Source organism: Roseobacter weihaiensis, assembly GCF_020622345.1.
In the GTDB taxonomy this organism is placed as follows: domain Bacteria; phylum Pseudomonadota; class Alphaproteobacteria; order Rhodobacterales; family Rhodobacteraceae; genus Roseobacter; species Roseobacter weihaiensis.
Genome location: NZ_JACNMO010000003.1, coordinates 261,050 through 282,629, shown reverse-complemented (window position 1 = coordinate 282,629; position 21,580 = coordinate 261,050). Strand labels below are relative to the sequence as shown.

The 21,580-nt window shown below is 59.3% G+C and carries 19 protein-coding genes; 11 read left to right on the top strand and 8 right to left on the bottom strand.

Features of this window, described 5'->3' with window-relative positions; genetic code table 11:
• Positions 1-421: 421 nt before the first annotated feature.
• The 6 genes from H7847_RS05570 to H7847_RS05545 all read right to left on the bottom strand — a co-directional run bounded on the left by H7847_RS05570 (position 422) and on the right by H7847_RS05545 (position 6,377).
• Entirely contained in the window at positions 422-703 is a 282-nt protein-coding gene (locus H7847_RS05570) for a hypothetical protein (RefSeq protein WP_227268396.1), read from the bottom strand.
• Between the two features lie 136 nt (positions 704-839).
• Entirely contained in the window at positions 840-1,832 is a 993-nt protein-coding gene (locus tag H7847_RS05565; RefSeq protein ID WP_227268395.1) for an oligopeptide/dipeptide ABC transporter ATP-binding protein, read from the bottom strand.
• Positions 1,829-2,797: an oligopeptide/dipeptide ABC transporter ATP-binding protein gene (locus H7847_RS05560; RefSeq protein ID WP_227268394.1), complete on the bottom strand. Its 969-nt coding sequence runs from the start codon at positions 2,795-2,797 to the stop codon at positions 1,829-1,831. Before H7847_RS05560 ends, H7847_RS05565 begins: the two co-directional genes overlap by 4 nt.
• Before the next feature lie 59 nt (positions 2,798-2,856).
• Positions 2,857-3,774 carry an ABC transporter permease subunit gene (locus H7847_RS05555; protein ID WP_227268393.1) on the bottom strand — a complete coding sequence of 306 codons (918 nt, stop codon included), beginning with the start codon at positions 3,772-3,774 and terminating at the stop codon, positions 2,857-2,859.
• Between the two features lie 4 nt (positions 3,775-3,778).
• On the bottom strand, positions 3,779-4,702 hold the full coding sequence (gene oppB, locus H7847_RS05550) for an oligopeptide ABC transporter permease OppB (protein WP_227268392.1): 924 nt from the start codon (positions 4,700-4,702) through the stop codon (positions 3,779-3,781).
• Positions 4,703-4,751: 49 nt separating this feature from the next.
• Positions 4,752-6,377 carry a peptide ABC transporter substrate-binding protein gene (locus tag H7847_RS05545; RefSeq protein ID WP_227268391.1) on the bottom strand — a complete coding sequence of 542 codons (1,626 nt, stop codon included), beginning with the start codon at positions 6,375-6,377 and terminating at the stop codon, positions 4,752-4,754.
• A gap of 767 nt (positions 6,378-7,144) precedes the next feature.
• On the opposite strand from H7847_RS05545, the gene H7847_RS05540 reads away from it, so the two are divergent.
• Genes H7847_RS05540 through H7847_RS05510 form a run of 7 tightly spaced genes read left to right on the top strand, consistent with a single transcriptional unit; the run spans position 7,145 to position 14,709 of the window.
• The gene (locus H7847_RS05540; protein ID WP_227268390.1) at positions 7,145-7,975 is read left to right on the top strand and encodes an FAD binding domain-containing protein; all 831 of its coding nucleotides are present in this window, start codon (positions 7,145-7,147) and stop codon (positions 7,973-7,975) included.
• Positions 7,972-10,707, top strand: a complete 2,736-nt coding sequence (locus tag H7847_RS05535) for a molybdopterin-dependent oxidoreductase (protein WP_406675969.1) — start codon at positions 7,972-7,974, stop codon at positions 10,705-10,707. Before H7847_RS05540 ends, H7847_RS05535 begins: the two co-directional genes overlap by 4 nt.
• Positions 10,704-12,191: a 6-hydroxynicotinate reductase gene (locus tag H7847_RS05530; RefSeq protein ID WP_227268388.1), complete on the top strand. Its 1,488-nt coding sequence runs from the start codon at positions 10,704-10,706 to the stop codon at positions 12,189-12,191. The genes H7847_RS05535 and H7847_RS05530 overlap by 4 nt, the downstream gene beginning before the upstream one ends.
• Before the next feature lie 3 nt (positions 12,192-12,194).
• Positions 12,195-13,055: a UPF0280 family protein gene (locus H7847_RS05525; protein ID WP_227268387.1), complete on the top strand. Its 861-nt coding sequence runs from the start codon at positions 12,195-12,197 to the stop codon at positions 13,053-13,055.
• The gene (locus H7847_RS05520; RefSeq protein ID WP_227268386.1) at positions 13,048-13,629 is read left to right on the top strand and encodes an amino acid synthesis family protein; all 582 of its coding nucleotides are present in this window, start codon (positions 13,048-13,050) and stop codon (positions 13,627-13,629) included. Before H7847_RS05525 ends, H7847_RS05520 begins: the two co-directional genes overlap by 8 nt.
• Positions 13,626-14,210 (top strand): amino acid synthesis family protein, encoded by a 585-nt coding sequence (locus H7847_RS05515; RefSeq protein WP_227268385.1) that lies wholly within the window; start codon positions 13,626-13,628, stop codon positions 14,208-14,210. Before H7847_RS05520 ends, H7847_RS05515 begins: the two co-directional genes overlap by 4 nt.
• 55 nt (positions 14,211-14,265) lie before the next feature.
• The gene (locus H7847_RS05510; RefSeq protein WP_227268384.1) at positions 14,266-14,709 is read left to right on the top strand and encodes a MarR family winged helix-turn-helix transcriptional regulator; all 444 of its coding nucleotides are present in this window, start codon (positions 14,266-14,268) and stop codon (positions 14,707-14,709) included.
• 9 nt (positions 14,710-14,718) lie between these two features.
• Here the strand turns inward: H7847_RS05510 and H7847_RS05505 are convergent, their stop codons facing one another.
• Complete coding sequence (locus H7847_RS05505; RefSeq protein ID WP_227268383.1) at positions 14,719-15,831, bottom strand: CaiB/BaiF CoA transferase family protein; 1,113 nt, start codon at positions 15,829-15,831, stop codon at positions 14,719-14,721.
• The gene (locus H7847_RS05500) at positions 15,828-16,991 is read right to left on the bottom strand and encodes an amidohydrolase family protein (protein ID WP_227268382.1); all 1,164 of its coding nucleotides are present in this window, start codon (positions 16,989-16,991) and stop codon (positions 15,828-15,830) included. The genes H7847_RS05505 and H7847_RS05500 overlap by 4 nt, the downstream gene beginning before the upstream one ends.
• A gap of 246 nt (positions 16,992-17,237) precedes the next feature.
• Between H7847_RS05500 and H7847_RS05495 the strand changes: the two genes are divergently transcribed.
• From H7847_RS05495 to H7847_RS05480, 4 genes are all read left to right on the top strand, one after another.
• Positions 17,238-18,047: a ferredoxin--NADP reductase gene (locus tag H7847_RS05495; RefSeq protein WP_227268381.1), complete on the top strand. Its 810-nt coding sequence runs from the start codon at positions 17,238-17,240 to the stop codon at positions 18,045-18,047.
• A gap of 421 nt (positions 18,048-18,468) precedes the next feature.
• Positions 18,469-19,452, top strand: a complete 984-nt coding sequence (locus H7847_RS05490; protein WP_227268380.1) for a TRAP transporter substrate-binding protein — start codon at positions 18,469-18,471, stop codon at positions 19,450-19,452.
• A gap of 173 nt (positions 19,453-19,625) precedes the next feature.
• Positions 19,626-20,117, top strand: a complete 492-nt coding sequence (locus H7847_RS05485) for a TRAP transporter small permease (protein ID WP_227268379.1) — start codon at positions 19,626-19,628, stop codon at positions 20,115-20,117.
• A gap of 3 nt (positions 20,118-20,120) precedes the next feature.
• Positions 20,121-21,380, top strand: a complete 1,260-nt coding sequence (locus H7847_RS05480) for a TRAP transporter large permease (protein WP_227268378.1) — start codon at positions 20,121-20,123, stop codon at positions 21,378-21,380.
• Positions 21,381-21,580 lie beyond the last annotated feature (200 nt).

The following is a 21,580-nucleotide window of genomic DNA, read 5'->3' as shown; positions in this document are numbered from 1 at the left end:
CATTTAGAGCGCTGTTACGTCGACAGCAGATTAAAATTATCACTTTGATATTTTTTGAAATCTGCAGAGTCAACTTTTTTATCATTTTGATAAAAATTGGCATTCCGAAACTCTGCGCTCAGAGTGGGACAGCCAGAAGAAAAATCTCTATATCTGGAGCAGAACAATAGTAAGATCAACTGATCCGATAGGGCTGGTAAAGTGACGTCGTTGGGAGAATCGATGTAACAGCACGGACAGAGCGCGTCAGAAACGACGTCGACCTGGAATTCGAAAGTCGGAAAATAGTTTCATATTGATCATTTTATGCTAAGCTTCTGCCCGCATACTGATCAACTGTTACGGCTCAGGGCTGGCAAATTTCTGCATTGCTATCCATCTCTGCGGAAACCGGGAAGCCGACACAGTCGAGCTTTCTGATCTAGGGCATTTGATCTCCGGCGTTGGCAACCGGGGCCGCCGGTTGAGTTTCGCAATCCAACATGGCGAGGCTAAATAAATGAAAAGCAAAGAAAGCCTCAGACGCATCCAGCCGATCCGCCGGTTTGGCAAAGCCGATAAAAGTGGGCGTTAACCGCTCGATTTCACAGACGGCAATCTGATCACCCGGTTCATCATCAATACCCGCATCCCCCTTTGCAGCAAGGGGTGTTGTTCCATGAGTTTGCTTTGGAAGACGATGTATCCAAAGAGCACAGCCCATCCCGCCCCCTGCCAGTCAATGCCTCTCGGCGACTGATCTGGCTGGTGGTCTTTCACAGCAGATACTTCGCGTCTTCATGATCCCCATTGCGGATTACGATGGCAGCCTGAAGAGGGTCTGCAAGGATGTAGCCGCGTCAGCTCGACCCCGGGAGATAGGGGCAGGCGACGTAATGCTGCCCGCCGATGTCATTGAATTCCGGAACAGCCTGCGCGCAGGTGTCGCGTGCGATCGGACACCGCGTCCGAAAGATACATCCTGACGGCGGAGCAAGGGGCGACGGGAGCTCGCCCTGCAAGACCGGGCGGTGACGGGCGCGTTCGGCCTTGGGGGAGGGGATCGGAACCGATGCGATCAATGCACGCGTGTAGGGGTGGCATGGGTTTTCGACCAGCTCCGAGGCCTCCGCGGTTTCCACGATCCGGCCCAGGTACATCACCGCAATCCGATGTGAGATATGCCGCACCACACTGACGTCATGGGCAATGAACATCAGCGCCAATCCCATGTCCCGCTGCAGGCTCTGCAGCAGGTTCACGACCTGTGCCTGCACCGACACGTCCAGCGCACTGACCGGCTCATCGCAGATCACAAGATCGGGTTCGGTAATCAACGCCCGCGCAATCCCGATGCGCTGGCACTGGCCGCCGGAAAACTCATGCGGATAGCGGTTGACCAGTGACGGCAGCAGGCCGACGCGCTCCATCATCGCGCCGACCTTCTTGCGCACTTCGCTCCTTGGCATCTCCGGGAAATGGGTGACCAGCGGCTCGGCCACCACCTGGCCCACATTCATCCGCGGGTTCAGCGCGGCCAGCGGATCCTGAAACACCATCTGAACATGACGCCCATGCGCGCGCCGTTGCCTTGGGCTTGCCGCAGCCCAGTCCTGCCCGCGCCAGAGCACGCGGCCCGAACTGACCGGAACCGTGCCGACAATGGCCCGTGCCAGCGTTGACTTGCCGGACCCGCTTTCCCCCACGAGGCCAAGTGTCTTGCCGGGCTCCAGCGTGATCGAAGCTGCCTTGACCGCCTGCAGCCTGTCGGGTGGTGTCCAGGGCCAGGCGCCTGCGCGTGGCACATCGAAGGTAACGCTGACCTCTTCGGCCTCCAGCAGCGGGGCGCTCATGTCACGGTCTCCCGATCAGCATGGCAGGCCCGCAAGCGCCCCTGTCCGAAGCCCTCCAGCGGGGGCATGGTTTCGCGGCAGGGACCATCCGCGAACGCGCAGCGTGGGCTGAACGGACAACCCGGTGACAACCGCGTCAGATCGGGCGGATCGCCGGGGATCGTCTGCAGTGCCTCCTGCGGGATATCGAGACGCGGAACGGCATTGAGAAGCCCGAGCGTATAGGGGTGTGACGGCGCTTCGAACACATCGTCGGTCGTGCCCATCTCCATCACCTGTCCGCCGTACATCACAAGGGTGCGTTGGCACGCCCCGGCGACAATCGCCAGATCATGGGTGATCAGGATCAGCGCGGTGTCAAAATCGCGCTGAATGTCGGCAATCAGTTCCATGATCTGATTTTGCACGGTCACATCCAGCGCCGTTGTCGGCTCATCCGCGATCAGCAGTTTGGGGCGGCACAGCAGCGCCATGGCTGCCATGATCCGCTGTCGCATGCCGCCGGAGAACTCATGCGGGTACATTCTCAGGCGTGACCGCGCATCCGGAATGCGCACTGCATCCAGCATCTTGGCGCTTTCATCCAGCGCCTTCCGCTTTGAGGTACCCTGGTGGAGCATCAGAACTTCGGCCATCTGATCGCCCACCCGCAGGTAGGGGTTGAGCGAGGTCATCGGGTCCTGAAAGATCATCGCGATCTCATTGGCGCGGACCTTGTTCAGCTTCGGCTCGGGCAGGTTCAGAATCTCCTGGCCGTCAAAATGTACACTGCCGGTCGCCTGGCCGTTCTTGGCAAGAAGGCCGAGGATCGCAAAGGCCAGTTGCGTCTTGCCGGACCCGCTTTCGCCGACAATGGCAAGGGATTGTCCGGCGTCCAGTGACAGCGTCATGCCGTTGACCGCATGCACCGTCCCGTCCGGGGTGTCGAAACTCACGCGCAGGTCCGCGACTTCAAGCAGGGCCATAGTTCACAGATCCTTTGGGAAATTATTCATGTTACCGATCCTTCGGGACAAGGTGAGCGCTACCGATCCTTCGGATCGAGCGCATCGCGCAGGCCGTCGCCGACAAAGAAAAATCCAAAGAGCGTGATGACAAAGAAAAACAGCGGCCAGGCAAGCATCCAGAGTGTGCTCTTGTTCATCTCTGCGGCCCCGGCATTGATCAGCGCGCCCCAGGACGTCAGCGGCTCCTGCACGCCAAGCCCCAGAAAGCTGATGAAGCTCTCATAGATGATCATCGACGGCACCAGCAGCGTGGCATAGACGATCACAACGCCGAGCAGGTTCGGCACGATGTGGCGCAGGATGATCGTGAAGGGGCGCACGCCCGTGGCAATCGCGGCCTCGACATATTCCTTGCTGCGCAGCGACAGGGTCTGGCCGCGCGCGATCCGCGCCATGTCGAGCCAGCTGACCAACCCGATGCCGATGAAGAGCATCAGCATGGAGCGCCCGAAGACCACCAGCAGCAGGATCAGGACGAACATGTAAGGGATCGACATCAGCACATCGACCGTGCGCATCATGATGGCGTCGATACGGCCACCGAAATAGCCTGCAACCGCGCCGTAGAGCGTGCCGACAATCACCGAGATCAGCGCGCCCACAATGCCCACCATCAGGGAAATCTGGGTGCCCTGAACGGTACGGGCAAAGAGATCGCGCCCCAGCGCGTCGGTACCGAACCAGTGACCGGTCTCCAGCGACGGGCGTCCTGCCTCCGCCACGTTGCCCAGCACGTTCCAGTCGATGTCCTCGTTGTTCCAGGGTGAGATGAAGGGGCCGATCAGCGCAAAGAGCATGACGCAGACCAGCGCGATCAGCCCGGCGACGGCAGCCTTGTTCCGAAAGAACCGCGCGCGCGCGTCGGCCCAGAGCGACCGCCCCTTGATCGGGGCCGCTGCGGCAAGCTCATCTGCGACGGATTTTGTTGCTATCATCGCCTCAATACCGGATTTTCGGGTCGATCCATGCGTAGAGGATATCGACCAGCAGGTTGAAAAGAATGGTGAGCGTGCCCAGCAGCACCGTGATCCCCATCATCACGCCGTAGTCACGGTTGAGGGCGGAGGCCACGAAGAACTGTCCGATCCCGCCGGTTGAGAAATAGATGTCGATCACCACCGACCCGGTGATCATGCCGACAAAGGCGGGTCCGAGATAGGAGATCACCGGCAGCAGCGCAGGTTTCAGCGCATGGCGAAAGATCACGCGGTGCATCGGCAGGCCCTTGGCACGGGCGGTGCGAATGAAGTTCGACGTCAGTACTTCGAGCATGGAGGCACGGGAAATCCGCGCGATGGACGCCATGAAACTGGTGGAGAGCGCGATCACCGGCAGGATAATATATTGCCATTGCCCACCCTGCCAACCGCCACCGGGCAACCAGCCGAGCCAGAGCGTAAAGACTAGTACGAGGATTGGTGCGAGCACGAAGTTCGGCAGAACCTGCGCCCCGATCGAGATACCGACAGCCAGATAGTCAAGCCAGGTGTTATGCTTGACTGCTGCCAGGATTCCCAGCGCACCGCCAATGATGACGGCGACCACAAAGCTCCAGAACCCGTAGGTCAGGGTCACGGGAAACCCCTGACCAATCAGGTCATTCACATTCTGATCGCGGTAGATGAAGGAGGGACCGAAATCGAATTCGGTGACGATCCCGGTGATATAGCGCCATATCTGCACGACAAAGGGCTGATCCAGCCCGTATTGCGCCTCCAGATTGGCCAGCACGGCGGGGGGGATACCCCTTTCGGTGGCAAAGGGGCTGCCGGGTGCGGTGTACATGAGGATGAAAGTGCCGACGACCAGGATCAACAGAACCGGAATCGCGACGAGAAGGCGTTTGATGATGAAAACGAGCATCGGAGACGTCCGGGCTTGGGGCGGGTCAGGTCACCCGCCCCAGACCGGCCTATTCAGCAGCGGCGCGGTAGATATCGCGCACGTACCAATTGTTCTCGACGTTCTCCATCGGCCAGTTCCGAATGCTCGGGTCCAGTACAAAGTTCTGGGTGTAGTGATAGATCGGCAGGATCGCCATATCCTCGGCCAGGATCTTCTCCACCTGCGTGTATGTCGGCTGCGGGTCGGCCTGGGTCAGGCTCTCTTCCATCAGGCGGTCGACCTCCGGGTTGTTGTACTTGCCGTCATTGTTGTCGTTGTTCGAGGTCAAGAGATCGAGAAAGGTCGACGCCTCGTTGTAGTCGCCGCACCAGGCGGATCGCGCGATGTCGAAATTCTGATTGCCCCGGATGTCCAGATAGGACTGCCATTCGTAGTTGCTGAGCACCGTGGTCACGCCCAGGGGCCGCCACATCTGGCTGATCACAGTTGCGATCTGTCGGTGATTTTCCGAAGTGTTGTAGATCAGATCAAGCTCCAGCGGATTGTCCGGCCCATATCCTGCCTCCACCATCAGCTCCATCGCGCGCGCCATGCGCTCCTCCTGCGACCAATTCGCGTATTCGATGTCAGGCAGTTCAAATCCGGCCGTGGCCCAATGGGTAAAACTGTAGGCAGGGGCTTGTCCCGCCTGAAGCACCTGATCGGTGATCACGCTGCGATTTATCGCGTAGCTCAACGCCGTGCGCACGCGCGGATCTTTCAACGCCTCGTGCCCGCTCTCGGACTGATTGACGGTGTAATAATAGGAACACAGCCGCGGCACGGAATGGGCCACATCGGGCGCTTCGGCTTCAAGCCGCGGATAGCTGCCCGCGGGCAGCTCATCCATCATGTCAAACTCACCGGCCTGAAACCGGTTCAGCGCCTGATTGACGTCGTTTATCACATAGCCGGTCACTTCGGTGATTATCACATCATCGGCGCCCCAGTATTCGGGATTCTTTTTCAGACGGAAAAACTCGTTAACCGCCATTTCTTCGAGTGTGTAGGCCCCGTTGCTGACAATGTTCCGGGGGTTGGTCCAATTGGCCCCATGTGCCTCAACGGTGGGCTGATGCGTCGGCATGAACGTATAGTGCACCGTCATCTGCGGAAAATAGGGGAGCGGCTGTCCCAGTGTGACTTCCAGTGTCTGGTCATCAATCGCGCGAACGCCCAGTTCTTCGGGTTCTAATTCTCCGGCAATCACCGAAGCTGCCTTTTCGATCTTGGCCAATTCCACATACCAGGCGTATTCGGAGGCCGTGGCGGGGTCGGCGGCACGGCGCCAGGCAAAGACAAAGTCATGCGCGGTCACAGGGTCGCCATTCGACCACTTGGCATCCGGGCGCAGTTTGAAAATCCAGGTTTTATTGTCTTCCGATGACCACTCTTCGGCAACACCCGGGCGCAGCGTTCCATCCGCATTCTGGGTCAGGAGCCCCTCGTACAACTGTCTCGAGACATGGCCGCCTTCAACTTCCTCGACAAGCTGGGGGTCGATTGAAGGGAATTGATCGAGAAGCCTGTAACTGAAGGTCTGATCCTCTGCGAGCTTGTCGCCGGTCACCGGATGCGTTTCCTGAGACCATGCGGCGGTGCTCAGGGCCATTGTCAGCACAGTTGAGGCGGTCAGAATGTAGAATTGCGTCAAGATACTCTCCGTGTTGTTTTATGTTTATGAGTGTCACGCTCGGAAGCAACAAAAAGCAAGCAAAAATAACACCTTCGAATCCTTTCCGAACGTTCTTACAGCAGGTTAGCACAAACTACCCTGAGTAGAGTAGTGTATGAAAGCATTGGCCGAAAGGCGCCTATCCATTCCCGGGCTTCTCAAAGTGCCGAGTTTCAAAAGCCAATCCCATTGCACTTGGAACGATCCGGCACGGTGACGTGTCTTGGTCCGGGAACAACGACACCCTCGCCCCATTGCCCCGCGGCCAGATACAAGTCACGAGGACACGTGGGGAACCAGGATGGGAAGGCAGACTTCTAAGCCGATCATGGGGGTGCCCGAGGAGGCAGGTGCATGCCGCCTCATTCTATGAGTTCTCGCTGCAGCATCATCTACCGCTGTCCATGGATCGCGACCCCGAGCCGAATAGCATTCGGCCTCATCTGGCGGACTTCGGCAGCGACAAGGGGGCGCCGCTCCACGGTCCCCGACTTCCTGATCTCCATGCTTGAGCAGCCGTTTGCAGCACAGCAACGGTCAAGATGCGATCATTTGGGGGGCCGGCAGAAACGACCGGCTCCCCGGACATTCAGGGTAAAGCGACGCTATCATTTCTTCGCTTCGGGCTCGTGGAACTGGCAGCACATCTCTGCAACGGCCTGTTTGCGTGCGGCTGCTCTACAATCCTGTTGACATGAGAAATGCTGCCCTACTATCATTCGTATACAAACGATATGGAGGTCGATTTGGCTTTTGAACGCCCGGACAATCTCGAGCTTGCATTGGATGCGCTGAAAACGCGCGCATTCAGAGTGATCGCGGGCGGGACGGATGTGTTTCCGGCAGTTCAACAGGGGCAACTGCCGTCTGCGTTCCTTGATGTGACCCGGATCGCGGGTCTTGGAGGGATCACGCGGGGCGACGGGACGACCCGAATAGGGGCTGCGACCACGTGGACCGATATCGTCAGGGCGGAGCTGCCTGCAGCGTTTGACGGCTTAAAGGAAGCAGCGCGCGAGGTGGGAAGTGTGCAAATTCAGAACGCGGGCACAATCGCCGGTAATCTTTGCAACGCCTCTCCGGCGGCGGATGGTGTGCCGCCTTTGCTGGCGCTTGATGCCCGTGTGGAGATCGCGAGTGCGGCGCGCGGAACGCGGGTCTTGGCTTTGTCGCAATTCATCCAGGGCGTCCGAAAGACGACCCTGGCAGAGGACGAGCTGGTCACCGCAGTCCTGATCCCGGATCAAGCGCTAGGCACCAGATCCGCGTTTGAAAAGCTGGGCAGCCGCCGATATCTGGTGATCTCGATCTGCATGACCGCCGCCAATATCTTACTGGACGCGCAAGGGCGCATTGCGCAGGCGCGTGTCGCTGTCGGGTCGTGTTCGGCGGTGGCGCAGCGATTGCCGGCGCTCGAAGCCGATTTGCTTGGCAAGCGATTGCAGGATGTCACGGTCAGCACAGCGCACCTGTCGCCCCTGTCACCGATTGACGATGTGCGGGGCAGCGGAACCTACCGGCTGGATGCGGCGCAAGAGCAGTGCAAACGGGCGATCTTGAGGGCAGGCGCGGTATGAACAAGCATTTCCCATCAATGGCCATTTCATTTGAGTTGAACGGCACTGAAGTTTCAGCACCCGCCACGCCGGGGCAGCGGCTCTCAGCGATGCTGCGGGAGGGGCTCGATGCGCGCGATGTCAAGATCGGCTGTGATGCGGGCGATTGCGGGGCGTGCACGGTCTTGGTTGATGGCCAGCCGGTTTGCGCCTGTCTCATGGCAGCCCATCAGGCGGAGGGGCGCCGGGTAGAGACCTTGGCCGGTCTGCACGGGCGCGACCCGCACGCCAAATCCCTGACGCAGAGCTTTCAGGATCATGGGGCTGCACAATGCGGCATTTGCACGCCGGGGATGATGGTGTCTGCGGTTGCCTTGCTGCGGGAAAAACCGACACCGACACTGCAAGAGGTGCAGGATGCCTTGGGCGGTGTGCTGTGCCGCTGCACGGGCTACCGGAAAATTCTGGACGCGGTGACGCAGGCTCCTGCGATCGCACGGCAAGGCGACGGTGCGCTTGGCACCTCTATTCCGCGCCTCGATGGCCTCCCCAAGATCTCCGGCGAGGAGGTCTTCGGCGACGATGTCGCGCCCTTGTCCTGCCTGGAGATCCTGATCATCCGCTCGCCCTTTGCCCGGGCTGCGTTCTCCATTGGCAATCTCGACGCCTTTGCGGAGGCTGTGGGGATTGAGGCGGTGTTGACCGCAGATGACGTGCCCGGCGAGAACCTGTTCGGTGTGATCCCGCAATTCGTGGATCAGCCTGTCTTTGCCGAAAAAGAGACGCGGTTCCGGGGGGAAGCTGTCGCGGCAGTCATTGCCCGGCCCGAGATCATCGCGGCTTTTGACCCGGCTGACTTTCCCGTCACCTGGACCGAGCTTCCGGCTGCCCGAGACGTGCCATTTGCAAAAAGTGCCCAGGCCGCACAACTGCATGACGGACGGCCCGGCAACGTGATGTGTGGCGGATTTGTAACCTGCGGCGACCCGGCAGCACGCCTGGCGGAGGCGGAGATGACCGTAGAGGGGCGTTTCCGCAGCGGCTTTGTCGAACATGCTTATATTGAACCCGAGGCGGGCTTTGCGCAGATGGTGGAGGGCCGTGTCGAAGTTCATGCCTGTACGCAAGCGCCGGTGATGGATCTGGAAAGTCTTGAGGCAATCCTCGGCATGGACCGATCGCAAATTCGTATTGTGCCGACCGCCGTAGGTGGCGGGTTTGGGGCGAAACTGGATATTTCAGTGCAGCCCTATCTGGCCCTCGGGGCCATGAAGACCGGTCGGCCCGTTCGATTGTGCTACACGCGGACCGAGTCGATGCAAAGCTCGACCAAGCGCCATCCCTCGGACATCATCTTGAGGATTGGTGCCGACAGGCATGGTAAAATATGCGGCTTTGATTTCAAAGGTGATTTCGATACGGGTGCCTATGCAAGCTGGGGGCCAACCGTGGCCACACGCGTGCCGGTGCACGCCTCGGGGCCCTATGCGGTCCCCGACTACCGTGCGGAATCCAAGGGTATTCATACAAACAACCCGCCCGCCGGGGCGTTCCGGGGATTCGGTGTGCCTCAATCGGCTATTGCGCAGGAATGTCTCTTTGATGAGCTGGCCGAGAAACTGGGCATGGACGCGCTGGACTTCCGCATTTTGAATGCGCTGGACAACAATGTGCCGACGGTCTGTGGCCAGGTCTTTCGCCAGGGCGTCGGGATCAAGGCTTGCCTTGAGGCCCTGCAGCATGCCTGGGATGCCGAACGTGCCCAGGCTGATGCCTTCAACGCCGAGCATGAGACGCTCAAGCGCGGGGTTGGCCTTGCTGCCGGTTGGTATGGCTGTGGCAATACCTCGCTGCCAAACCCTTCCACCATCAAATCCGGTGTCACGGCAGATGGGCGGGTCATCCTGCATCAGGGGGCCATGGACATCGGCCAAGGGGCGAACACCGTGATCACTCAGATTTTCGCGACGGCCCTCGGCATGCCCATTCAGGACATTGTCCTTGTGGGAGCCGATACAGATGTCACGCCGGATGCGGGCAAGACCTCGGCCTCTCGCCAGACATTTGTGTCCGGCAATGCGGCGCGCTTGTCGGGCACGGCATTGCGGGCCCGTATCCTTGAAAAAATCAATGTCGGTGAAGACGCCAGCCTGACGCTCGAAGGTGCCCGGATCGTGGCGACGGATGGGGCGGGGCGGCATCATCTGGAGCTGTCGTCGCTGCCTGCGGATGCAGAGGGCTTCGTGCTCCGGGAGGAGGAGACTTATGATCCCCCGACCAAGCCCCTGGATGAAAACGGACAAGGCAGCCCCTATGCGCAGTTCGGCTACGCGGCCCATCTGGCGGTCGTTGAGGTTGACACGGCCCTGGGCACGGTCAAACCCCTCAAGTTCGTGGCGGCCCATGATGTCGGGCAGGCCATCAACCCGATGCTGGTCGAAGGGCAGGTGCATGGTGGCATCGCGCAAGGCCTCGGCATGGCCCTGATGGAAGAGTATATTCCCGGCGTGACAGAAAATCTGCATGACTACCTGATCCCGACCATCGGAGATATTCCGCCAATCGACACCATCATCATCGAAGAGCCGGATGAACATGGGCCCTACGGGGCCAAGGGGCTGGGCGAACATGTCCTGATCCCGACCGCACCGGCGCTTCTCAATGCCATCAAACATGCAACCGGCGTGCGGGTTTTTGAGGTGCCGGCAACACCTCACCGCGTGCGCGCAGCGATCCTCAAAGGGGCGTCATGACGACCGCAGATAATCCAGAAAAGATCCGCTGCGACGCCTGTCCGGTGATGTGTTACATCGCAGACGGTAAATCCGGTGCCTGTGACCGCTACGCCAACCATGGCGGCGCGCTTGTCCGGCTGGACCCGCTGACGATCATTCAGGGCACCGATCAGAAGCTTGTCCCCTTCATGGGGAGCGGGATGGATCAGGAGGGTTGGGACGGCGACATCGTCAAGGGAGACCGCCCCTTCGTGACCGCTGTCGGTGCGGGCACCACCTATCCCGATTACAAACCGGCGCCCTTCATCGTCAGCCAGGAGGTGGACGGCGTGGATATGGTCACGGTCGTGACCGAGGGTATTTTCAGTTACTGCGGCGTGAAAGTGAAGATCGACACCGACCGCCACATTGGCCATGAACGTGATGTGGTCCGGGTGGAGGGCGAGCCGATCGGCCACGTGATGACGTCTGAATACGGGTCAAAGATGCTGTCCCTGGGGGGGGTGGAACATCTCACGGGGGGGAGCAAGAAAGAGGGGCGGGTGACCTGCGACGCCCTGATGCGCCTGTGCAACCGCGAAGCTGTCACGATGACGGTGGGCGAGGGCGAACACCGGACCGAGGTCGTGGTTGAGGCCGGCAAGCCGCCGATTGTGAATGGTGTCACGGAAAGCTTGATGCGGGTGGGCTGTGGATCGGCCACCATCGGGATGTTCCCCAAGCAGTGGATCGGGCACGCGGACGAGGTTGTGGTGGTTGATGACCACATCACCGGCGTTTTGTCGGAGCATGAAACCGGCAAGCAACTGGATGTGCCTGCCACGGGCATCAAAATACTCGGCCGTCGCTCGACGCCGGGTCGGTATTTCCAGGTGGCCAATCCGGGTACCGGATGGGGCGGAACGGACATCGACGATCCGCTCGGAATCCTGGGGCCCTTCAACCCCAAGATCGCCTGGGAAGGGTTGCGGCTGTTGATGGTCTCCACGACCGGGGAGCAGGTGGCCTACTACGAGCTTGACGCAGCGCTCGTTCCACAAAAGAAGGACGTACCTGCGCCCCTGGCCGCCTCTGCCGATCTCATTGCCGAAAACTGCGAACCTTCTGTCTGCTCGGTGCTTTTCATGGGGGGAGCGGGTGGCAGCCTGCGCGCGGGTGTGACCGAAAACCCGGTCCGGTTGACCCGTTCGGTGAAGGAATCCCTCACCCATGTGTCCTGCGGCGGGGCCAATGCCTATGTCTGGCCGGGAGGGGGCATCACCGTCATGGTCGACGTGCTGGATATGCCGACGCAATCCTTCGGTTACGTGCCCACCCCGGCGCTCGTGGCCCCCATTGAATTTACCCTGCGGGTGAGCGACTATCAGACGCTGGGCGGCCATATGGAGCATCTCAAAAAGGTCTCGGAGGTGAACCGGGACGCCACGCGTCAGGTCTCGCAAAACCCCAACGCCCGAGATCCGATGGCCCATGAAAACTATCGCTGGTCCAAGAGGTCCTGATCCATGGGGCCAACAGCCAACATGCTGCCCGACGGCGCCCGTCTGCATCTGCAACACGGGCCAATTGATCTGATCATCGGGGCAGACGGGCAACGGCAAACCGCATTTGAGGCCGCGACCTGTCGTTTTGCAACAATTCTCGATGAGCTTGTGGCTGAATTGCCCGCGTTGCGAGCCCCCATGAGCGCCATGACGTCCGTCCCCGAAGGAGCGGTCGCACGGCGGATGCATGATGCAGCCCTGCCGCTTTGCGGTTCCGCCTATGTGACGCGCATGGCGGCAGTCGCCGGGGCGGTGGCGGATGAGGTGCTGCTGGCCATGACGCATGCCGCTGAGCTTCGTCGGGCCTATGTGAACAACGGGGGAGACATCGCCTTGCATCTGGCACCGGGCACAGCCTTCACCACCGCCATGCAAACCCATGACGGGCAGGACCTCGGGCGTCTCACGGTGGCCGCCGAGGATGGCATTGGCGGTATTGCCACCAGCGGACGACATGGCCGTAGCCTCAGCCTGGGCATCGCGGATAGTGTGACGGTGCTGGCCGCGTCAGCCGCGCAGGCCGATGCTGCGGCAACCCTGATCGGCAATGCGGTTGACCTTCCTGGACATCCCGGAATTGCCCGGCGGGCGGCCAATGCGATCACAGAGGACAGCGATCTGGGGGACAAGCCTGTTGTGGTCGGATGTGCTAAGCTGTCCGCCTTTGACCGTCAGGCCGCGCTGCAGGCCGGCAAGGATTGCGCGCTTGCCTTTCAATCTCAAAACATGATCTGCGCGGCAGGTATTTTCCTGCAAGGTCAGGTCATGACAACCAACGAACATATGCTGCCAAGTCAAAAACCGGAGTTTCTTTATGCCTGATGTGTCTATCCGAAAAACGGCCTATTCGGTTGAAGAAATCTTCCATGAAGGGGGGCCGTTGCCGCCCAAGAGCCTGCGGCGTGCCGCCGGAATGACCGTTATCGACAACCCTTTTGCCGGGCGCTACGAGCCTGATATCCAATGGTTTATGGAAGAGCTCAAACCCTTGGGCCTCGCGATGGCCGAGCGGCTGGTCGATCTGCTTGGCGGTGCCGACCAGATCGAAGGCTACGGCAAGGGCGCGATGATCGGGGAGGCGGGCGAGTTGGAACATGGCGCGCTCTGGCATGTGCCGGGCGGTTACGCGATGCGCCAGATTCTCGACAACTCAAATGCGATTGTGCCGTCGAACAAGAAGGTTGTCGGCGTTGGCGGGCGCCTTGACGTGCCGGTTACACATATCAACGCGTCTTATGTGCGCAGCCATTTCGACACCATGGAAGTTGGCCTCAACGATGCCCCGAAAGCGGGTGAGATGGCGCTGATCCTGGTGATGACCACCGGGGGCCGCATCCACAACCGGATGGGCGGGCTGGCGGCAGAAGACATCGTGGGAAAGGACGGTTTGAGATGAGCGTGAAGATCCGAAAGATTGCCGTCAATGTGGAAGAGACACACCGCGAGATCGGGCGTGAGATTACGCCGGCGACGCGTAAGGCTGTTGCGGTGGCCGTGATCGAAAACCCCTTTGCGGGTGTTTACCAGGAGGATCTTTCAGAGTTGATGGAGATTGGCGCGGAACTCGGCGCGTTGCTGGGGCGGAAATGCGTCGAGGCACTGGGGATCACGCCGGCGCAGGCCGAAAGCTACGGCAAATCCGCCATGGTCGGTGAAAAAGGTGAGCTGGAGCATGCTGCCGCCATACTGCATCCGAAACTTGGCGCCCCGCTGCGGGCCGAGGTTGAGAAGGGCGCGGCGCTCGTGCCATCGTCCAAGAAAATGGGCAGCCCCGGTCAGGTGCTGGATGTGCCTTTGGGGCATAAGGATGCGGCCTATGTGCGCAGCCATTTCGACGGCATTGAGGTGCGCCTGAACGACGCGCCGCGCCGCGACGAGATTATGGTCGCCGTCGCCGTGACCGACAGCGGTCGGCCCCTGCCGCGTGTCGGTGGCTTGACTCATGCCCAGGCGGAAGGAAAAGATGGTTTGCGATGACCCTCTTCGCAAATGTCGCCTTGCGCTTGTCTCTGGATAAGACCTAAACTTCGACATGGAGACATTATCGAAGCCCCAGCCCGAGATTTCCGACTACCAACTGGATGAGCAGGTGGGCTATCTGCTGCGATTGGTGAGCCAGCGGCATGCCGGAATTTTTCAGGACAATATCTCCGAGGACCTGACGCCAACGCAGTTTACGACCCTGATCCGTGTGGCAGAGCATGGGGACGTGTCGCAAAACCATCTGGGCCGTCTGGCCGCGATGGATATTGCCACGATCAAAGGTGTTGTGGATCGCCTCAAGCAAAAGGGACTTCTGGCCACCAACCCCGACCCGAATGACAAGCGCCGGTCCATCATTTCGCTGACCAAGCAGGGCGCTCGGATGATAGACGGTCTCAGGCAAGATGGGCGGATCATCACGCAGGAAACGCTGTCACCGCTTAAACCTGCTGAACAGAAAAGACTTCTTGAGCTGCTCAAGAAGATTTCGTGAAATGGGGGATCACATCGGTTTTGGCTTTGCTGGTGATGCACGATCAAGCGCGAGAGTCGACCGCGAAAACGTAAGCGGTGTCCGTATTCCGGGCACGCCTTCCGGCGCAATTTGCAGGCGTCGATGTTTGATTTGAGGATCCGCCAGGGCGTCTTCGACCGTATTGATGGGGCCGCCCGGAACCTGCGCGGTTTCAAGGGCTGACAGGATATCTGCTTTTGTCCATGCTTTGAGCGCGCGCGCCAAAACAGGAATGAGGATTTCCCGATGGGCAACGCGCGCCGGGTTTGTCGCATACCGGTCATCAGCGGCCAGGTCCGTCAACGCCAGAACCTTGCAGAGCGCCTTGAATTGGCGGTCATTGCCGCAGGCCACAATGATGTGCCCGTCATTTGTTGCAAATGTCTGGTAAGGAACAATATTCGGATGCGCGTTGCCCAGACGTGTCGGTGCGGTGCCGGTTGCCAGATAGTTCATGGCCTGGTTGGCCAGAACGCCGGTCATGCAATCCAGAAGAGAGATATCCACATGCTGGCCTAATCCGGTTTCAGCCCTGTCGGACAGGGCCGCCTGAATCCCGATCACACCGTAAAGGCCGGAAAAGATATCGGCGAAAGCAACGCCGATCTTTTGCGGATCTTGGTCAGGTTCGCCCGTCAAACTCATGATACCGGACATGCCCTGGATCAGAAAATCATATCCCGGCCGGTGCGCATAGGGCCCATCCTGTCCGAACCCGGTGACCGAGCAGTAGACCAGCCGGGGGTGCGCCTCGCGCAGGCTCTCAAAATCAAGGCCGAACTTGCGCAACCCCCCGACCTTGAAGTTCTCGATCAGAACATCGGCCTCGGCGATCTCCGCTTTCAGGCGGGCCATGTGGGTGGTATTGTTGAAGTCCACGGCCATGCTGCGTTTTCCGCGATTGGCGCAGTGAAAATAGGCGGCGGATGTGTCGTCCTTGCGCGCGATGAAGGGGGGTCCCCAGGTGCGGGTATCGTCCCCCTGCGGGCTTTCCACCTTGAGAACATCGGCCCCCAGGTCTGACAGCGTCTGGCCGATCCAGGGACCCGCCAAAATCCGTGCCAGTTCAACAACCTTCAGCCCGGCCAGGGGGGCCGTCATGCGATGTGTTCCGGCAAGCGGTGCGCGGGCGGGGTATTGCGCGAGCGTTCGGAGCGGATGACGCCGTCGATGATGGTCATGCCGACGCCGGGCAGATTGCCCAACTGCACCGACTCCAGCATGCTCTTACCGGGTGCATGTTGTGCCTGATCCAGCAATACGAAATCGGCGCAATACCCTTTCTCGATCAGCCCTGTATCGAGTTTCCGCTGCCGCGCCGTATTGCCGTTGCCAAAGCAGAACGCCTCTGCTGCGGGGACGTTGCCGAAGGCCGAGAGCATCGCGATCATCCGCAGAATGCCCAGGGGTTGCACGCCCGACCCCGCAGGTCCGTCGGTCCCAAGGATGACCTGATCGAGCTTGCCCAGTTCACGTGCCGTGTTCACCGTCAGAACAGCCGCCCGCTCATTGCCGTTGTGTACAATCTCAAACGCGGCCTTGCAGCTTTCGCACAGGCAGATGATCTGATCGTCTGGCAGGGCAGAGTGGCCGCCGTTTATGTGACCGATGACATCCGTGCCGGTTTCCATCACCATATCCGCGTCAATCAAGCCGGAACCGGGTATGGAGGGCCCGCCGGTATGAATGGTGCTTTGCATCCCGTATTTGCGGGCCCAACTCACCATCTGCTGCGCGGTTTTGCCGTCCTTTACCGTGCCAAGGCCAACCTCGCCCAGCAGTTTGACCCCTGCATCTGCCATTTCTTTGAAGTCCTGCTCGACCATGCCGTGCTCGATCACAGGGGCGCCCGCATGAACTTTCATGCCGGAGGGGCGGAAGTTCTCATACCAGCGCTGGGAGGCAATCGCCATGGCCTTGAGGCCCACGACATCTTTGGGACGGCCGGGCATATGCACTTCGCCAGCCGATATCAGCGTCGTGACCCCGCCATGAAGGGTCGAATCAATCCAGTGAAGCTGCTGCTGGCGTGGCGTGTAGTCGCCCACAACGGGGTGGACGTGGCTGTCGATCAGACCCGGCGCCAGCGTCACACCATTGGCATCCACCACGGTCGTCGCCGCGTCGCAATCGAGGTTTTTCTCATGCCCCCAGTCGTTGATTTTGCCGTCGATAGCAATCATGCAATCGCCATCAAAGACGGGCTCTTCGAGCTTGCCAGAGAGAATCTGGCCGATGTTTCGTATGACAAGTTTTTCCAAGGAATTCCCTTTCGGCAATTTTCATTCGTACACAAACATACTCGCAAAGCTTGGGTCAAGGGAGATAGGCGACCTCACCAGCCTTTGGCGAGCTATTGACAGGTGGATATTCACTCACATATTCATTCGTATACTAATGAAAGTACGAGGCGACAACCGACGGTATAGCTTATGCCCCGAATGGACCGAGAAGGGCGATAATCTGGGTTGTTCATCCGCAACGCCATTAAAATAGGAGCCAGACAAATGTCCCTTGATACTGCACAGCAAGATCCAGAGCTTCCGATCCCGGCGGGTGTCTTTGCCGAAAAAGTCACGTCGGTCGAGCACTACACGGATCGTTTGTTCAAATTCCGCATCACCCGTCCCCCGACGTTTCGCTTTCGCTCCGGCGAGTTCGTGATGATCGGCTTGCCCAATGCGACAAAGCCCGTTTTCAGAGCCTATTCGATTGCATCGCCAAGCTGGGATGAAGAACTTGAGTTCTACTCGATCAAAGTGCCGGGAGGACCGCTCACGGAACATCTGCAAAAGGTAGCGGTGGGGGATACAGTGGTGATGCGCAAGAAGCCCACGGGCACCTTGGTCAATGATGCGCTGCTGCCGGGCAAGCGGCTTTGGATGTTTTCAACGGGCACCGGTATCGCCCCTTTTGCCAGCCTGATCCGCGACCCCGACACCTATGAGAAATTCGAAGAGGTGATCCTGACCCATACCTGTCGGGACGTGGAGGAGCTCAAATACGGGCAAGAGCTGGTGGCCGCTGTCAAGGACGATCCCCTGGTGGGGGAATGCGCGCAAGCTTTGCGTCTGTATAACTCGACGACACGCGCAGAATTCCCGTTCAGGGGGCGCATCACGGATCTGATGGTATCCGGAAAGCTGTTCGAGGACCTGGGCGTTCCACCGATTTCGCCGGAGACCGACCGGGGCATGATCTGCGGCTCCATGGCCATGCTCCGGGATACGAAATCGGCGCTTGAAGGTTTTGGTCTGGTAGAAGGGTCAAACAACCGTCCCGACACGTTTGTCGTGGAACGCGCCTTTGTCGATTAGGGCAGAACCGCCCCCAAGATACCGCCCCGACAGGCGCGTCGGGTTTCATTTTCCACCTGCTGCAATTCAATCTCGCGTGCTGCGCAATTGAACTACTGGCCGCCTCGGCCTAAAGATGCGCTGTGGTCGAGCGTCACGCGCACGCAGCCGCGAGGTGAGCCAAATGCCCTGCCTGGAATGGTGGCGAGGGTTATGCGCAAAAGAACCGTGTCCTGACCGGTGGGCTTCTGGCTCTGCGGGTACGATGCGGGGTATTTGCAGTGCCAAACGGCAAGAAAAACTATATTCCGGGGATAAAAGGTGGCAGCCAAAGGAAAAGCTTGACCTGATGAAAATCTTGGAAAATAGTTTGTGTACTAATGATATAAGGGCAGAAAATGCCTAATGGTAGAATACGTAACCCCACCAACGGGAGAGAATAATGAACTTTAAGACCTTTGCAGTCTCCATCTGTGTCGCCGCCGCGGTCCTTCCCGGCGCACTCGCCGCTCAGGAGCGCGAATTCGGCGTTGGCCTGATTACACCGCCGGTGCATGTCTGGAACCAGGAAGTTGCGGCCATGGGCGAGACCTTGGGCAGCCTGTCTGACGGCCGCTTTTCCGTCACGGCTTTCCCTTCGGGGCAATTGGGCTCGGAGGGCGAAATGCTGCAACAGCTTCAGACCGGGGCGCTGGATATGGCCTGGCTGACGACCGCAGAGGTCACGACCCGCATTCCCGACATGAGCGCGCTGCACACACCTTTCCTGGTGCGCAACATCGAAGACGCCGCCCGCGTGCTGCGCTCCGATGAGGCGCGGGAGATCCTTGAGCAAATGCCGCGCGCCACTGGGGCCGTTGGTATCTGCTATGCGATGACCGGTATGCGTCAGATGATGAGCCGCGAGGCGCTGGAAAGTGCCGCCGATCTGGATGGCAAACGCTTTCGCATCACACCCGCCCCGCCGATGCGGTCTTTCTTTGAGATGATGGGTGCCGCCCCCGCGCCTATGCCTCTGACACAGGTATACGATTCACTTGCCAACGGGCAAATCGACGCGATTGCAATGGATTACGAGTCCATCATCAATTTTGGGTATCACGAGCACGCACCGAACCTGCTGCAGACCAACCACCAGATGTTCCCGATGGTCGCCCTTGTATCCGGTCGGGTCTGGGCGGGACTGTCCCCGGAGGATCAGGCCATCCTGCGGGAAGCTGTGCAAACGCATTGTGACGCCACCATCGACCGCTTTGTCGAAGGTGAGGCGGGCAAGTTTGAGACACTGAAGGCCGTCGAAGGCCTTAACATCATCGAAAATGTCGGAATGGACTTCTTCGGTGACGTGGTTGCCGAATGGGATGCGGAGTGGTCGGAGCAGACGGACTACGTCGAAAGGTTGCGTGCCCTGGTCGCAAGCTTCTGATCTTCTGATGCGCTAATCCGGGGCGTCCGCTGTGTGCGGGCGCTTCGTTCTTGAACAAATCTTTGAAGAAGTGGACTGCCTCTTTGTTCATCGCCCGTGCCATCCTGCGGCTTTCCTCTCTTGTTGTTGCGATAGAAAGACCAATTCTTGGATCGCTCGTTGCGAGTATTGCGATGTTTGTTTTGGCAAACGTCCTGTTACGCATGGTCGGCATCACCATCGCCTGGGCGGATGAGATCGCGATCCATTCCATGATCCTGTCGGGTTTTGTCGGCGCGTCGCTGATGCTGCGCGGTCGCATCGATCCGGCGGTGTTCCTGTTGCATGAGGTCCTGCCGCGAGGTGTTGTCCGAGGACTGAGGACAGTGATTTCGCTTCTCTCCGTGGGCTTCGGGATCGTGCTGTTTTACCTGTGCTGGCGATGGTTTGACCCGCTTGGTCTCATTGCGGCAGATTTTGACGTGGGCACTTTCGAGGCAACGACCTTCAACTTCATCTACACGGACACAACACCAGTGATGGGGGCCTCGTCGTTCTGGTTTTATCTGGTCATGCCGTGGTTTGCCACGACCCTGACAATACATGCGGCTGCAAACCTGATGGAAGATCTCGGGGTGGTTGACCGCGTCGAAAACCCGATCAGAGTGTCGGCGTCGGAGGCGTAACGCATGGCTGCTGTTGTTTTCATCGTGTTGTTGTTTCTGGGTGTTTCGATCGGTCTGGTCCTGTGCATTACAGCGCTTGCTTTCATCCTGTCGTCCGGCAATCCGCTCTTGCTTGACAGCTTTGCGCTCCAGTTTTTCGGATCTCTCAACAACTTTGGCCTGCTGGCTATCCCTCTATTCATCCTGATCGGCGAATTGATGAATGGCGCAGGCATCACGCAGCGCCTGGTGCGACTGGCAGCGGCCTTTCTCGGTGCGCTGCGGGGCGGGCTCGCATATATCAACCTGGTCGCCAACATGATGGTTGCGTCTATCCTGGGGTCTGCGACGGCGCAGATTGCCATGATGAGCCAGGTCATGGTGCCGGAAATGGAGCGCGAGGGGTACCGGCGCGATTTCTCGACGGCTGTGACCGCCTTTGGCGGGCTGTTGGGGCCCATTATCCCGCCCTCCATTGTCTTCGTGGTCTACGCGGTTTTGGCTCAACTGGCGGTTCGGGACATGTTGCTCGCGGGTCTCTTGCCGGGTTTGATACTGACCGGCCTGTTCCTGGGAACAATTGCGATACTGGGTCTGCGCTATGATTACCCGCGTGGCCAAAAACTGAGCTGGCGTGAGAAAGGATCAGCGCTTCGCAAGGCACTGCCGATGTTGACGATCCCGGCGATCATCACGGGCACCATTCTTGGCGGCATCGGATCACCGACCGAAGCGGCCGCACTGGGCGCGCTTGCCGCTGCCTTTATCGGCATGTTCGTGACGAAATCGCTGAAACTCTCTGACCTGCCGACGATCCTGCTGCGGACGGGGGTCAACTCCGCGCTGGTTCTGTTTCTGGTTGCCTCCGCCAGTGTTTTTTCCTGGGTTCTGGTCTTCGGTCAGGTTCCCCAGTCCGCCGCAGTCTGGATCCAGACCGTTGCGACGACGCCGACCGCGTTCATGTTGTTGGTGTTGGTGATGCTGCTCTTGGTGGGGACGGTGATCGATGGGATTGCGGGTCTTATCATGGTGGTGCCCATCTTGCTGCCGATTGCGACCGAGGTCTATGGTATCCACCCGGTCCATTTCGGGGTGGTTGTATCGATCAACCTGATCCTTGGATTGCTTTCTCCGCCCGTTGGGATTGGTCTCTATGTCGCGGCGTCAGTGGCGCAAGTCAGCCCATTGGCCGTCTTCCGAGTTGCTGTGCCGTTTTTTCTTGTCACATGTTTGGCACTGGTGCTTCTGGCGCTTGTTCCTGAGATCAGTCTTGCACTTCTGTAATGGTCAAACAGCGGCTGGTCCAGTGGTAAGATTTGCGAAGCGGACGTGACCTCTTGCGGGACAAAGCTCTGTCCCGCCTCGCAAACTTTCGCAGCGAATGAGGAATCTTCAAAAGGGTGGGTCGGCAAACGGGCATTGCAGCCGTCAGGATGCGCGTCACCATCCAGCTTCGTGTTTCCGATCAATCCATCATAGGACAG

Bases quoted from the DNA above. Each gene is read 5' to 3' on its own strand.
- H7847_RS05570 (WP_227268396.1), bottom strand. From the start codon at position 703: ATGGGCTGTGCTCTTTGGATACATCGTCTTCCAAAGCAAACTCATGGA.
- H7847_RS05565 (WP_227268395.1), bottom strand. From the start codon at position 1,832: ATGAGCGCCCCGCTGCTGGAGGCCGAAGAGGTCAGCGTTACCTTCGAT.
- H7847_RS05560 (WP_227268394.1), bottom strand. From the start codon at position 2,797: ATGGCCCTGCTTGAAGTCGCGGACCTGCGCGTGAGTTTCGACACCCCG.
- H7847_RS05555 (WP_227268393.1), bottom strand. From the start codon at position 3,774: ATGATAGCAACAAAATCCGTCGCAGATGAGCTTGCCGCAGCGGCCCCG.
- oppB (WP_227268392.1), bottom strand. From the start codon at position 4,702: ATGCTCGTTTTCATCATCAAACGCCTTCTCGTCGCGATTCCGGTTCTG.
- H7847_RS05535 (WP_406675969.1), top strand. From the start codon at position 7,972: ATGAACAAGCATTTCCCATCAATGGCCATTTCATTTGAGTTGAACGGC.
- H7847_RS05530 (WP_227268388.1), top strand. From the start codon at position 10,704: ATGACGACCGCAGATAATCCAGAAAAGATCCGCTGCGACGCCTGTCCG.
- H7847_RS05525 (WP_227268387.1), top strand. From the start codon at position 12,195: ATGGGGCCAACAGCCAACATGCTGCCCGACGGCGCCCGTCTGCATCTG.
- H7847_RS05520 (WP_227268386.1), top strand. From the start codon at position 13,048: ATGCCTGATGTGTCTATCCGAAAAACGGCCTATTCGGTTGAAGAAATC.
- H7847_RS05515 (WP_227268385.1), top strand. From the start codon at position 13,626: ATGAGCGTGAAGATCCGAAAGATTGCCGTCAATGTGGAAGAGACACAC.
- H7847_RS05510 (WP_227268384.1), top strand. From the start codon at position 14,266: ATGGAGACATTATCGAAGCCCCAGCCCGAGATTTCCGACTACCAACTG.
- H7847_RS05505 (WP_227268383.1), bottom strand. From the start codon at position 15,831: ATGACGGCCCCCCTGGCCGGGCTGAAGGTTGTTGAACTGGCACGGATT.
- H7847_RS05495 (WP_227268381.1), top strand. From the start codon at position 17,238: ATGTCCCTTGATACTGCACAGCAAGATCCAGAGCTTCCGATCCCGGCG.
- H7847_RS05490 (WP_227268380.1), top strand. From the start codon at position 18,469: ATGAACTTTAAGACCTTTGCAGTCTCCATCTGTGTCGCCGCCGCGGTC.
- H7847_RS05485 (WP_227268379.1), top strand. From the start codon at position 19,626: ATGTTTGTTTTGGCAAACGTCCTGTTACGCATGGTCGGCATCACCATC.
- H7847_RS05480 (WP_227268378.1), top strand. From the start codon at position 20,121: ATGGCTGCTGTTGTTTTCATCGTGTTGTTGTTTCTGGGTGTTTCGATC.